At 65.5% G+C, this 12,971-nt stretch carries 15 protein-coding genes; 1 reads left to right on the top strand and 14 read right to left on the bottom strand.

The features are described 5' to 3' along the window. Positions 1–4: 4 nt before the first annotated feature. The 7 genes from NX778_RS00770 to NX778_RS00740 all read right to left on the bottom strand — a co-directional run bounded on the left by NX778_RS00770 (position 5) and on the right by NX778_RS00740 (position 4,301). Positions 5–877 carry an ion transporter gene (locus NX778_RS00770; RefSeq protein WP_258809781.1) on the bottom strand — a complete coding sequence of 291 codons (873 nt, stop codon included), beginning with the start codon at positions 875–877 and terminating at the stop codon, positions 5–7. After that, entirely contained in the window at positions 874–1,299 is a 426-nt protein-coding gene (locus tag NX778_RS00765; RefSeq protein ID WP_258809780.1) for a VOC family protein, read from the bottom strand. Before NX778_RS00765 ends, NX778_RS00770 begins: the two co-directional genes overlap by 4 nt. Then, positions 1,289–1,843: an NADPH-dependent FMN reductase gene (locus tag NX778_RS00760; RefSeq protein ID WP_258809779.1), complete on the bottom strand. Its 555-nt coding sequence runs from the start codon at positions 1,841–1,843 to the stop codon at positions 1,289–1,291. The genes NX778_RS00765 and NX778_RS00760 overlap by 11 nt, the downstream gene beginning before the upstream one ends. 85 nt (positions 1,844–1,928) lie before the next feature. After that, on the bottom strand, positions 1,929–2,237 hold the full coding sequence (locus NX778_RS00755; protein WP_258809778.1) for a hypothetical protein: 309 nt from the start codon (positions 2,235–2,237) through the stop codon (positions 1,929–1,931). A gap of 2 nt (positions 2,238–2,239) precedes the next feature. Next, complete coding sequence (locus tag NX778_RS00750) at positions 2,240–3,478, bottom strand: MFS transporter (protein WP_258809777.1); 1,239 nt, start codon at positions 3,476–3,478, stop codon at positions 2,240–2,242. Beyond that, positions 3,471–3,926 (bottom strand): MarR family winged helix-turn-helix transcriptional regulator, encoded by a 456-nt coding sequence (locus tag NX778_RS00745; protein WP_258809776.1) that lies wholly within the window; start codon positions 3,924–3,926, stop codon positions 3,471–3,473. The genes NX778_RS00750 and NX778_RS00745 overlap by 8 nt, the downstream gene beginning before the upstream one ends. Before the next feature lie 108 nt (positions 3,927–4,034). After that, complete coding sequence (locus tag NX778_RS00740; RefSeq protein ID WP_258809775.1) at positions 4,035–4,301, bottom strand: type II toxin-antitoxin system RelB/DinJ family antitoxin; 267 nt, start codon at positions 4,299–4,301, stop codon at positions 4,035–4,037. A gap of 148 nt (positions 4,302–4,449) precedes the next feature. Here NX778_RS00740 and NX778_RS00735 point away from each other — a divergent pair, with 148 nt between their 5' ends. Next, positions 4,450–5,535, top strand: a complete 1,086-nt coding sequence (locus tag NX778_RS00735; protein ID WP_258809774.1) for a calcium:cation antiporter — start codon at positions 4,450–4,452, stop codon at positions 5,533–5,535. A 3-nt stretch (positions 5,536–5,538) separates the two neighbouring features. Here the strand turns inward: NX778_RS00735 and ispF are convergent, their stop codons facing one another. The 7 genes from ispF to nuoL all read right to left on the bottom strand — a co-directional run bounded on the left by ispF (position 5,539) and on the right by nuoL (position 12,947). Next, positions 5,539–6,048 carry a 2-C-methyl-D-erythritol 2,4-cyclodiphosphate synthase gene (gene ispF / locus NX778_RS00730; RefSeq protein WP_258809773.1) on the bottom strand — a complete coding sequence of 170 codons (510 nt, stop codon included), beginning with the start codon at positions 6,046–6,048 and terminating at the stop codon, positions 5,539–5,541. Between the two features lie 20 nt (positions 6,049–6,068). Next, the gene (ispD, locus tag NX778_RS00725; RefSeq protein WP_258809772.1) at positions 6,069–6,758 is read right to left on the bottom strand and encodes a 2-C-methyl-D-erythritol 4-phosphate cytidylyltransferase; all 690 of its coding nucleotides are present in this window, start codon (positions 6,756–6,758) and stop codon (positions 6,069–6,071) included. Positions 6,759–6,837: 79 nt separating this feature from the next. Then, complete coding sequence (locus tag NX778_RS00720; protein WP_258809771.1) at positions 6,838–7,398, bottom strand: NUDIX domain-containing protein; 561 nt, start codon at positions 7,396–7,398, stop codon at positions 6,838–6,840. 141 nt (positions 7,399–7,539) lie between these two features. Beyond that, positions 7,540–7,848, bottom strand: coding sequence for a DUF2818 family protein (locus tag NX778_RS00715; protein ID WP_258809770.1), 309 nt, complete (start codon positions 7,846–7,848; stop codon positions 7,540–7,542). Between the two features lie 3 nt (positions 7,849–7,851). Further along, positions 7,852–9,345, bottom strand: coding sequence for an NADH-quinone oxidoreductase subunit NuoN (nuoN, locus tag NX778_RS00710; RefSeq protein ID WP_370661295.1), 1,494 nt, complete (start codon positions 9,343–9,345; stop codon positions 7,852–7,854). A gap of 15 nt (positions 9,346–9,360) precedes the next feature. Further along, positions 9,361–10,857, bottom strand: coding sequence for an NADH-quinone oxidoreductase subunit M (locus tag NX778_RS00705; protein WP_258809768.1), 1,497 nt, complete (start codon positions 10,855–10,857; stop codon positions 9,361–9,363). 20 nt (positions 10,858–10,877) lie between these two features. Further along, complete coding sequence (gene nuoL / locus NX778_RS00700; protein ID WP_307727884.1) at positions 10,878–12,947, bottom strand: NADH-quinone oxidoreductase subunit L; 2,070 nt, start codon at positions 12,945–12,947, stop codon at positions 10,878–10,880. Positions 12,948–12,971 lie beyond the last annotated feature (24 nt).

The raw sequence follows: 12,971 nt of genomic DNA, 5'->3' as shown, positions 1-12,971 counted from the left end.
CTGGCTACTCCCCGAGCCGCGCGCCGCAATCCTGGCAGAAACGCGCATCCGCCGCGTGGCCTCCGGAACCACAGCCTGGGCAAGCGCGTCCGTCAGGCGCGGGCGGCCAAGCGGCCCGCCCGCGCAAGGTCATTTCCGCAGTGACGATGCCAGTCGGCACGGCCAAGGTGCCCCAACCCAGCAACATCATGAACGAAGCAATGAACTTGCCGATATTGGTGTGCGGCGTGATGTCGCCATAGCCCACGGTGGTCATGGTCACGGTCGCCCAGTACATCGACACTGGAATGCTGGTGAAACCGTTGCGCGGCCCCTCGACCACGTACATGACCGTGCCAAGCACGAGGATGGCCATGACGACCGCCGACAGGAACACCATGATCTTGCGGCGGCTCGCGTACAGGGCTTCGCCGAGGCGCATATATTCCGCGACATACAAAGTGAGCTTGAAGATACGGAACACGCGCAGCAGGCGCAGGATGCGTATGTCGAGCAGCAAGGCGCTGCCCGGCACCAGCAGGGAAAAATAGGTTGGCAGCACCGACAGCAAGTCGACGATGCCGAAGAAGCCGCTCGCGTAGCGCCATGGGCGGCGCACACACCACAGCCGCGCGAGGTATTCGGCGGTGAACAATCCCGTGAAGGCCCACTCCAGCGCATTGAGCGTGCCCTCGTACGCCTGGTGCAGGTGGGGCACGCTGTCCAGCACCACCACCAGGATGCTGAGCAAGATCGCGAACACCAGCGCGATATCAAAGCGGCGCCCGGCCGGCGTGTCCGACTCGAAGATCACGTCGTACAGCCGGGCCCGCACGCCGCCCGCGGGACGGCCGTACGCGGCGGCTTGCGGCACGTAGGGCGCGGCTTCCTCGCTCACGCCGGCGGCCCCTTCAGCTCGATCGTGTTGCCTTCGGGGTCCTGCACGTAGATCGACGGGCCCTCGCCCTCGGCGCCGAAGCGCGACTCGACCGGGCCGGCCGTCACGCCGCAGGCCGCCAGATGGGCGCGGATGCGGGCCTCGTCGAAGGGTTCGACGCGGAAGCAGAAATGGTCGAGGTTGCGCCCTTCCACCCCGGGCGCGGCGCCGCCGGCGCGGCCCAGCTTGCCGTCGACCGGCACCAGGTCGACCATCGCGCTGCCGGCGCGCAATTGCACCAGGCCGATCTCATCCTGCCGCCTTTCCACCGGACAGCCCAGCACCTTGCCGTACCAGGCCACCATCGCGTCCAGGTCGCGCACCCGCAGCACGAGGTGGTCGAGATGGCGGATGCCGATGGGATGGGCCTGATCAGTCGGCATTGCGCTCGACCCAGGCGGCGAAAGCGTCGATATAGGTCTGCAGGAACTTGCGCGTGGCCTCGTCGGTCACATGCTCGGCGTCGACCTTGTTGGCGATGCCGTTGATATAGGCTTCCGGCTGCTGCAGGATCGGCATGTCGAGGAACACCAGGCATTGGCGCAGGTGGTGGTTGGCGCCGAAGCCGCCGATCGCGCCCGGCGACACGCTGACGATGCCGGCCGGCTTGCCGTTCCACACGGCCTGGCCATAGGGGCGCGAGCCGACGTCGATCGCGTTCTTGAGCACGGCGGGAATCGAGCGGTTGTATTCGGGGGTGCAGAACAGGACGCCGTCAACGTCTTTGATGCGGCCGCGGAATTCGGTGAAGGAGGCGGGCGGGTGCTCGGTCTCGTCATCCTGGTTGTACAGCGGCAGACGGCCGATCTCGACGATGTCCAGTTCCAGCGCCGGCGGCGCCAGCAGCATCAGGGTTTTGGCGACCTTGCGGGTGTAGGAATCCTTGCGCAGGCTGCCAACCAGCACCGCGATTTTTCTTGTTGCCATTTGCTTCCTTTCGTTCAGGCATAGGGATAGCAAATGGTAACCATTTTCCCGGCATCGCGTGCGCAGCAAGCCAAAACGGCCGGGCTCAGATGCGGATGCGGCGATATTCGGCGAGGAATTTCTTGGCTTGCGCGCGGCTCAGGACCGTGACCGGGTCGCCGTGCCAGGCGTACAGGAAAGGCTCGCCGCCGAGGCGGTCGGTGAGCTTGGCGGACAACAGGAAGCAGCTACCGGCCGGATACAGCGCCGGGTCCAGCAGCTTGCGCGAACACTGCACGCGCAGGGTCGACGCATACGCCTGCCCCGCCATCGGCCGCAGCGCGAGGCGGCCCGTGACCGGGTCCGCCACCGATTCCACCGCCACGTCGCGGTAAGCCCAGGTATCGCGCGCCATGTTCAGGCCTTTGCCGCGGGCAGCGCCGCCGGGATGACACGCGCCTCGCGGATCGGCAGGTTGATCAGGGCCGCGCCGAGCGCCAGCACGATGTCGGCGTACCACATCCATTGGTAGTTGCCGAAGTGGACGTAGGACAGCCCGCCCAGCCAGGCGCCGAAGAAGCCGCCGATCTGGTGCGACAGCAAGGTCAGGCCGAACAAGGTGGCGAGGTAGCGCATGCCGAACAGCTTGCCGACCAGGCCGGCGGTGGGCGGCACCGTGGCCAGCCAGGTGAAGCCGAGCGCGCCCGCGAACAGGTAGAAGGTCAGCGCGGTCTTCGGCACCAGCAGGTAGGCCACGATCAGCACGGCGCGCAGCGCATAGATCAGGGCCAGCAGCGACTTCATGCGGTAGCGGGTGGCGAGCGCGCCGGCGGCCAGGCTGCCGGCGATGTTGAACAGCCCGATTAGTCCCAGCGCGCGGCCCGACACGCCGGCCGGCAGCCCGCACAGCGCCACTTCGCCCGGCAGGTGGGTGACCAGGAAGGCGATGTGGAAGCCGCAGGTGAAGAAGCCCGCGTGCAGGTACAGGTAGCTGCGGTCGCGCAGGGCCTGGCGCAGTTGTTCGGTGAGCGTGATGCCGGCCGTGAGCGGGCCCGAGCCCACGTTCGACGTGGCCGGCCGGCCACGCAGCGGCCAGGCCAGCGGGATGGTGGCCAGCGTCGCCGCCGCCATCACCAGCATCGCCTGCACCCAGCCCGCCGCGCCGATGATGGCCACCATCAGCGGCGAGAACACGAACTGGCCGAAGGAACCGCCGGCGTTGATGAAGCCGGACGCGAACGGACGGCGCGCGGCGGGCAGGCGTTGGGCCGTGGCGCCGATCAGGATCGAGAAGCTGCCCGCGCCCGCCCCGGCCGCCGACAGCACGCCGAGCGTGAACACCAGTCCCCATTCCGAGCTGACGAAGGGCGTGGCCGCGAGACCCGCCGCCAGCATCAGGGCGCCGAGCAACAGCACGCGGCCGGCGCCGTACTTGTCCGCCACGGCGCCGAACAGCGGCTGCGAGGCGCCCCACATGAACTGGCCGATCGCCATCGCGAAGCTGATGGTTGCGATGCCCAGGCCGGTCGAGGTGTTGATCGGCGAGAGGAACAGGCCGGTGGTCAGGCGCGCGCCCATGGTGATCATCAGGGTCGCGGACGCGGCCAGGATCAGCAGCCAGGAGGCGCGCGGGCTCAGTTCATGGTGTTCATTCATCGCTTGTCTCCTCCAGCAATGGGGCGAGTTGGTCCAGGGTGTGGTCGAGCTGGTCGTGCAGTGTGCGGACGGCGCCGGCGCCGAGCCGGCTTTCGAACGCGTCCTGGGCGGCGCGCCAGTACGGCCACGCTTGCTTGAGCTTGGCGCGGCCGGCATCGGTGATGGTGACGATGCGCTGGCGGCTGTCGGCGCCCGGCACCAGCACGATCCAGCCGGCCTCGCACAGCGGCTTGAGGTTGCGCGTCAGCGTGGTGCGTTCGGTGCCGAGGCGATCGGCCAGCTCCGCCACCGGCAGCGCGGCGCGGCCGGCGTGGGCCAGCACGGAATATTGCGTGGTCTTGAGATCGACGGCGGCCAGGTGCTGGTCATACAGCCGTGACATCGCCCGCGCCAGCCGCCGCATGCGGAAGCAGGAACAGCCGAGGGGCGAGACAGGAAGGTCGGTCATGGCAGCATTCATTACATGTCTTGCAGCGGATTATAGTGCATATACACGTATTTGTACCGACAACAATGCGTGTTGTGCCTTAGCTTCGTTCAACGGGAAGCGGCGCGATCAATCGTCCGCATGCAGGTCAGCCATCAGATCGTCAACGCTGTCAAAGCGCTTGCCTTTCCCGGCCTCGAGCTCGGCGATGGCCTCGCGTGTTGTGGCGTTTGGCACCTTCACGTCGAAGGGCAAACGGCGTTCTTCGGCGACGCGCAGCATCAGCAAGCGAATTGCATCGGAGATGGTCAGCCCCATCGCTTCGAGCGCATCAGCCGCGCGTTGCTTGGTGTCGGTGTCGATGCGAGCGCGGACGTAAGTATCGGCAGAGCTCATGGGGTTCATCCTTAAAATCAGTCACCAGAATCATCATTGTAGTCCTGTTGTGACCACATGCTGGCACGCTTTCCTCCGTAGCTTACGCTTGCGTACCGACACCCCGCCAGCGACAATCGAGCTGTTTGTTAACTTTCAAGAGATCCCAGTGACAATAAACAAGTCGGTTCCCCTCTGGACCATCGCCGCGCCGGTGGCGGCCTGGCTGCTGCTGGCCGCGTCCGGCATGGGCGCGGGCCCTCACCTCGGCGGCCTCTTCACCGCCCTGCTTGCCCTGGCCCTGTTCGCCGGCGTGCTCGCCGCCGTGCACCATGCGGAAGTGGTCGCGCACCGCGTCGGCGAACCGTTCGGGACCCTGGTGCTGGCCGTGGCGGTGACGGCGATCGAGGTGGCGCTGATCGTGTCGCTGATGATCTCGGGCGGCGAGGCCGCGGCCGGCCTCGCGCGCGACACGGTCTACGCGGCGGTGATGATCATCCTGAACGGCATGGTCGGCATCTGCCTGCTGGCCGGCGGCCAGCGCCACCACGAGCAATCCTTCGGCCGCCACGGCACCTCGGCCGCGCTGGCGACGCTGGTGGCGATCTCGGTGCTGACCATGGTGCTGCCCAACTACACCACGACCACGCCGGGGCCGGCCTACAGCGCGAGCCAGCTGGGCTTCATCGCGGTGGTGTCGATCGTGCTCTACGGCGCATTCGTTTTCATGCAGACCGTGCGCCACCGCTCGTATTTCCTGCCGGCCGGTGGCGAGGAGGAACATGCGGCGCCGCCGAGCAAGGCGATGGCCTGGACCAGCCTCGGCCTGCTGATGCTGTGCCTGGCCAGCGTGGTGCTGCTGGCCAAGTCGCTGGCGCCGGCGCTGGAACAGGGCGTGCGGGCGATGGGCGCGCCGCAAGCCCTGGTCGGCGTGATCATTGCCGCCGTGGTGCTATTGCCGGAATCGATCGCGGCCTTCCAGGCGGCGCGCGCCAACCGCCTGCAGACCAGCCTGAACCTCGCGCTGGGTTCCGCGCTGGCCAGCATCGGCCTGACCATTCCGGCCGTCGCGATCGTCGCGGTGGCGGGCGGCCAGCCCCTGCTGCTCGGCATCGACGGCAAGTCGACCGTGCTGCTGATGCTGTCGATCATCGTGGCTACGCTGTCGCTCGGCACCGGCCGCACGACGATGATGCAGGGCGCGATCCACCTCGTGATCTTCGCCGTCTACCTGTTCCTGACGGTGGTGCCCTGAGCCTCAGGCGGCCTTGATCAGCAGCGCGACCGCTTCGGCCGCCATGCCTTCCTCGCGGCCGAGGTAGCCCAGCTTCTCGTTGGTCTTGGCCTTGATGTTGACTTGCTGCGGCGATACGCCCACGTCCTCGGCGATGCGCGACACCATCTGCGGAATGTGCGGCGCCATCTTCGGCGCCTGGGCGATGATGGTCGCGTCGATGTTGCCGATGGTGTAGCCGGTGTTGATGACGCGGCTGGCCACTTCGCGCAGCAGGGTGCGCGAGTCGGCGCCGGCAAACATCGGGTCGGTGTCGGGGAAATGTTTGCCGATATCACCCAGCGCCGCAGCGCCCAGCAGCGCATCGATGATGGCGTGCAACAGCACGTCGGCATCGGAATGGCCCATCAGGCCCATCCGGTGCGGGATGGTGACGCCGCCGACCACCAGCTTGCGGCCCTCGACCAGCGCGTGGCAGTCATAGCCAGTGCCGATGCGAAACGGAGGGGTCGGATTATAGGATTCAAGTGCCATATGCGTGTGCGTGTCGTCGGTTAAGGCGCTGCCAGGTACATCTCGACGATCTTGATGTCGGACGGCAGCGTCACTTTCAAATTCCTGGGGTGTCCAACCACCAGTTTGGGGGCGAGGCCCAAGGCTTCAACCGCACTGGCATCATCGGTAATCTGTGCCGGGTCGGTGGCCGCTTCGAGCGCGTCGGCCAGCAGGCGGAAGCGGAACATTTGCGGGGTCTGGGCCAGCCACAAGCCGTCGCGCGAGACCGTCGCGACCTCGTCGTTGACGGCGCGCTTGACGGTATCCACCACCGGCAAGGCCAGCAGGCCGCCGACCGGATGCTCGCCGGTGTCGCGGATCAGTTTTTCGATCAGTTCGCCGTTCAGTCCCGGGCGCGCGGCGTCGTGCACCAGCACCCAGTCGCCCGCGTGCAACTGGTTTTCCAGTGCCCACAAGCCATTGCGCACCGACTCAAGCCGGGACGCGCCGCCGCAGCGCAGCACGGTGACGCCGCTGGCCGGCAGCACCGTATCGATGATCGGATCGTCCACGCTGACCACGACATAGGTGTGGGCGATCAGCGGGCAGTTGACGAAGGCGTCGAGGGTGTGGCGCAGCATCGGCTTGCCGCCGATGGTGAGGTATTGCTTGGGCGTGCTTGCTCCCATGCGCGCGCCGACGCCGGCGGCGGGCACGAGGGCAATATAACGTGGAGCTGGCTGGTTCATGTCGCGCGGTGCAGCTTTGTCAATCGAATGATTCACTGTACATCACCCGCGCGAAGTTTGCTAAGGCCGGCCCCGCGCGTCATACGGCCGCGGGAGCCCAGCTGCCGGCGAGGATCTTCTCCAGCCAGAAGCTGCCGATGATGGTCTTGACGTCGGTGATCTCGCCGCGCCGCACCAGGTCGAGCAGCTCGGGCACGGTGACGGTGAAGGTTTCGAGGAACTCGCCCTCGTCGAGCCTGGCTTGGCCGGCGACCAGGCCGCGCGCCAGGAAGAGCTCGAGGTGCTCGTCGGAATACGCGATCGCGTTGTGGATAGTGCAGACGAATTGCCAGTCGCGGGCGGTGTAGCCGGTTTCCTCTGCCAGCTCGCGCTTGGCGCAGGCCAGGTGGTCTTCGCCCGGGTCGATCTTCCCGGCGGGGAATTCGATGAAGACGCGGTCGTTCGGATAGCGGAACTGGCGTTCCAGCAGCACGCGGCCGTCGTCGAGCAGCGGCAGGATCACCACGGCGCCGGGGTGGCGGATGAATTCGCGGGTGGTGACGGCGCCGTCAGGCAGGCGGATGCGGTCGCGCTCGACCTTGAGGAAGCGGCCGTTGTAGGCGGTCTCGCCGTCGATGCGGGTTTCTTTGAGGTGGTCCATGCGGGCGTAGGTTGGTTGGCTGCGTTGTCCTGAAAACCGTCGTCCCCGCGCAGGCGGGGACCCATAGACCGCATCCAGGAGATGCACGAGCCGCGTTGCCGCAATCTCAGCATGGATTCCCGCCTGCGCGGGAACGACGTTCTAGCGGCGTTTGCGCAGGTAACGCAGTACAAACCCGGGAAACGCCAGCACGACGAACATGCACGCTGTGATCGCATAGAACTCCCAGGCCTGCGGGAACAGCGTGCCGATCCGGGATTCCAGCCCGCGTGCAAGCAGGCCGACGAGGAAGTATAAAACAATCAACTCAAGCAGGCGCACGGCGAAGGGTTTCGTGCGTGGCGCCGGCTGCAGTGCGACCAGGCCGAACACCCGCTCGTTGAAGAAAGGCAGGTTGGCCGCCGCCAGGGCGACGGCGATGACCAGCCAGCTTGCGAGCGCGGCGTCCAAGGCTTAAGTCGCCAGGGTCTGCTTGATGGCGGTCAGGCAGGCGCCCAGCAGCGCGCCCGGCATCACGCCCAGCAGGACCACGGCGATGCCGTTGATCGACATCACCACGCGCATGTCGAACGGGGTCGAGATCGCGGTGGCGTCGGCCGGCTCGTCGAACCACATCACCTTGACCACGCGCAGGTAGTAGAAGGCGCCGATCAGCGAGAACAGCACGGCCAGCACGGCCAGCCAGATCTGGCCGGTCGCGGTCACGGCCTGCAGCACCGCCCACTTGGCCATGAAGCCCATCATCGGCGGCACGCCGGCCAGCGAGAACATCAGCACGGTCATGACCACCGCGAACCACGGGCTGCGCTTGGACAGGCCCTTGAAGTCGACCAGTTCGTCCGCCTCGAACCCGGCGCGCGCCAGCATCATGATCAGGCCGAAGGTGCCGACCGTGGTCAGCACATAGGTGATCGCGTAGTACATCGCCGAGCTGTAGGCCGGCGCCGAGTTGGCGGCGTTCGGCTCGCCGCCGACGACGACCACACCGGCCAGCATGCCGAGCATCACGAAGCCCATCTGGGCGATGGTCGAGTAGGCCAGCATGCGCTTGATATTGGTCTGCGCGATCGCGGTCAGGTTGCCCACGGCCAGCGACAGCACGGCCAGCACCAGCAGCATCTGCTGCCAGTCGATCGCCATCTGCGGCAACGCCTCGACCAGGATGCGCAGCATCATGGCGAAGGCCGCCAGTTTCGGCGCGCCACCCAGCAGCAGGGTCACGGCGGTCGGCGAGCCCTGGTAGACGTCCGGCACCCACATGTGGAACGGCACCACGCCCAGCTTGAAGGCCAGGCCGGCCACGATGAACACCAGGCCGAACACCAGGATGGTGTGGTTGGCGCCCTGGGTGGCGATGTGCGCGGTGATGTCGGTCAGCAGCAGCGAACCGGTGGCGCCGTAGACCATCGAGATACCGTACAGCAGGAAGCCCGATGCCAGCGAACCCAGCACGAAATACTTCATCGCCGCTTCGGTCGAGGCCGCGTGGTCGCGGCGCAGCGCCACCAGCGCGTAGGTCGCCAGCGACTGCAGTTCCAGGCCCAGGTACAGCGACAGCATGCTGTTACCCGAGATCATGATCATCTGGCCCAGCAGCGCGAACAGCGCCAGCACGTAGAACTCGCCGCCCAGGTTACCGGACATCATGCCGCGCTCGGTCGCGTACTGGCGCGAATAGACCAGGGTGACGCCGACGGTCAGGTAGGTGAACAGCTTGAGCAGGTTGGCCATCGGGTCGGCCACGAACATATTGTTGAACGTGAAGACCGTGGCGCCGGTGTTCAGGTCGGCGAACGAGAACACCGCCGCGCCAACCAGCGTCAGCAGCGTCAGCACATAGGTGACCGACCGCTTCGACTCCGACAGGAACATGTCGATCAGCAGGATCGCGGAGGCCGCGACCAGCACGAAGATTTCGGCGTAAACCGGGATCAGGTTGGTTGTCATTTGAGTCATAGCCAATTAGTGAGCCAGCGGCAGCTTGGACTGGGCGACGTGCGACAGCAGGTCGGCCACCGAAGTCTGCATGGTGTCGGTGAACGGCGCCGGGTACAGGCCCATGTAGATGGTCAGCACGGCCAGCACGATGAACATGAGGAACTCGCGCCCGTTCAGGTCGGTCAGCTCGGCCACGTGCTTGTTGCCGATGCCGCCGAAGATCACGCGCTTGACCATCCACAGCGAGTAGGCCGCGCCCAGGATCAGGGCGGTGGCGGCCAGGAAGCCGATCCAGAAGTGGTATTTGACCGAGGCCAGGATCACCATGAATTCGCCGACGAAACCGGAGGTCGCCGGCAGGCCGCAGTTTGCCATCGCGAAAAGCACCGAGAACATGGCGAACTTCGGCATCACGTTGACGACGCCGCCGTAGTCGGCGATCTGGCGCGAGTGCATGCGGTCGTACAGCACGCCGATGCACAGGAACATGGCGCCCGACACGAAGCCGTGCGAGATCATCTGCACGATGCCGCCCTGCACGCCCATGTCGTTGAAGATGAAGAAGCCGAGGGTGACGAAGCCCATGTGGGCGATCGACGAGTAAGCCACCAGCTTCTTCATGTCGGCCTGCACCAGTGCGACCAGGCCGATGTAGATCACGGCGATCAGCGAGATGGTGATGATGAACGGGGCCATGTAGTGCGAGGCGTCCGGGGTGATCGGCAGCGAGAAGCGCAGGAAACCGTAGGCGCCCAGCTTCAGCATGATCGCGGCCAGCACCACCGAGCCGCCGGTCGGCGCTTCGACGTGGGCGTCGGGCAGCCAGGTGTGCACCGGCCACATCGGGACCTTGACCGCGAAGGCCATCAGGAAGGCCAGGAAGATCAGGACCTGTTCCTTCATGCTCAGCGGCAGCTGGTGCCATGCCAGGATGTCGAAGGAGCCGTTGGCCTTGTTGTACAGGTAGATGATCGCGATCAGGGTCAGCAGCGAGCCGAAGAAGGTGTACAGGAAGAACTTGAATGCCGCGTACACGCGGTTCGGGCCGCCGAACACGCCGATGATGATGAACATCGGGATCAGGGTCGCTTCAAAGAAGAAGTAGAACAGCAGGCCGTCGAGCGCGCAGAACACGCCCACCATCAGGCCCGACAGCAGCAGGAAGGAACCCATGTACTGCGCCACGCGCTCCTGGATCACTTCCCAGGCCGAGATCACGACGATGATGGTGATGAAGGCGGTCAGCGGCACGAACCACAGCGACAGGCCGTCGATGCCGAGGTAGTACTGGATGTTGAAGCGCTCGATCCAGGCCGCCTTCTCGACGAACTGGGGACCGTGCGCGGTATTGCTGAATTGGGTGATCAGCGGGACCGTCGGCAGGAAGCTGACGATCGCGCCCACGAGCGACAGCACGCGGGTGAAGCCGGCGTTCTTGTCGCGGCCAACGGCCAGGACCAGCACGCCGAACAGGATCGGAAGCCAGATCGACAGGCTCAGGTATGGAAGTGTCTGATTCATTGTCTTTGTCTATGCCTGGATTAAGCGTGCCAGAACGGGAAGAAATACAGCAGCGTTGCCAGCACGCCGACGATCATCACGAACGCGTAGTGGTAGATGTAGCCGGTCTGGAAGGTGCGCACGACCGACGCGAACCAGCCCACCAGCTTGGCGCTGCCATTGACGATCAGGCCGTCGATGATGCCGCGGTCGCCCACTTTCCACAGGCCGCCGCCGACCGCGCGCGCGCCGCCGGCGAACACGATGTCGTTGAACTTGTCCATGTAGTACTTGTTGTCCAGCAGGGTGTGGATCGGGCGCAGCGCGTTGTACACCGCCTGCGGCACCTTGCGGTTGACCATGTAGCAGTACCAGGCCGACGCCACGCCGGCCAGCGCGATCCAGAACGGCACCGTGGTGAAGGCGTGCATGCCCATCGCGGCGGCGCCGTGGAATTCGTGCGCCAGTTCTTCCATCGCCTTGTGGTTTTCGCCGACGACGATGACGTTCTTGAAGAAGTCGCCGAACAGCATCGGCTCGATCGTGAAGTAGCCGATGATGACCGACGGGATCGCCAGCAGGACCAGCGGCAGGGTCACCACCCACGGCGACTCGTGCGGCTGGTCGCCCGGCTGCAGGCCGTGGTGATGGTGGTCGCCGTCATGCGCTTCCTCTTCCTCTTCATTGTGGGCATCCGAGTCGTGGCCATGGCTCACGGCGTGCGGATGGTTCCACTGCTCTTCCCCGTGGAACACCAGGAAGTACATGCGGAAGGAATAGAAGGCGGTGACGAACACGCCCGCCATCACGGCGAAGTAGGCGAAGCCGGAACCCGGGATCGACGAGGCCGCGACGGCTTCGATGATCGAGTCCTTCGAGTAGAAGCCCGAGAAGAACGGGGTCGCGATCAGGGCCAGCGAACCGATCAGCGAGGTGATCCAGGTGATCGGCATGTACTTGCGCAGGCCGCCCATATTGCGCATGTCCTGGTCGTGGTGCATGCCGATGATGACCGAACCGGCGCCGAGGAACAGCAGGGCCTTGAAGAAGGCGTGGGTCATCAGGTGGAACACGGCGATGTTGTAGGCCGAGGCGCCCAGCGCCACGGTCATGTAGCCCAGCTGCGACAGGGTCGAGTAGGCGACCACGCGCTTGATGTCGTTCTGGATGATGCCCAGGAAGCCCATGAACAGCGCGGTGATCGCGCCGATCACCAGCACGAAGGACAGCGCGGTGTCGGACAGCTCGAACAGCGGCGACATGCGCGACACCATGAAGATGCCGGCGGTAACCATGGTCGCGGCGTGGATCAGGGCCGAGATCGGGGTCGGGCCTTCCATCGAGTCCGGCAGCCAGACGTGCAGCGGGAACTGGGCCGATTTACCCATCGCGCCGATGAACAGGCAGATGCAGGCGGCGGTCATCAGCGGCCAGCCGGTGTACGGCACGGTCATCTGGGCCAGCGCCTCGCGCTGGGCGAACACGTCCTGGTAGTGCATCGAGCCCGACGCGGCCAGCAGCAGGCCGATGCCGAGGATGAAGCCGAAGTCGCCGACGCGGTTGACCAGGAAGGCCTTCATGTTGGCGAAGATCGCGGTCGGGCGGGTGTACCAGAAGCCGATCAGCAGGTAGGAGACCAGGCCCACCGCTTCCCAGCCGAAGAACAGCTGCAGGAAGTTGTTGGCCATCACCAGCATCAGCATCGAGAAGGTGAACAGCGAGATGTACGAGAAGAAGCGGTTGTAGCCTTCGTCCTCGGCCATGTAGCCGATGGTGTACACGTGCACGCACAGCGACACGAAGGTCACCACGCACATCATCATCGCGGTCAGCGAATCGATCTGGAAGCCGACGGTCAGCTTCAGGCCGGCCACGGTCATCCAGGTGTAGATGTCCTGGTTGAAGGTGGCGCCGTGCAGCACGTCGTTCAGCGTCATCAGCGAGATCACCAGCGCAATGAACACGCCGAGGATGGTCGCGCTGTGCGAGACCTTGCGGCCGACCACATTGCCCAGGAATTTGGTGCCGAGCAGGCCCGCGATCGCGGAGCCTGCGAGCGGCGCCAGCGGCACCGCCAGAAGGAGGTTAGCGTCGAGAGAATTACTCACCATTGTTGAACCTTAGTCGTTTATTTG

The organism is Massilia terrae, assembly GCF_024753145.1.
GTDB classification, from domain to species: domain Bacteria; phylum Pseudomonadota; class Gammaproteobacteria; order Burkholderiales; family Burkholderiaceae_D; genus Telluria; species Telluria terrae.
Note: the sequence above shows the minus strand (reverse complement) of the source record. Positions and strands in the feature narration are given on the sequence as shown.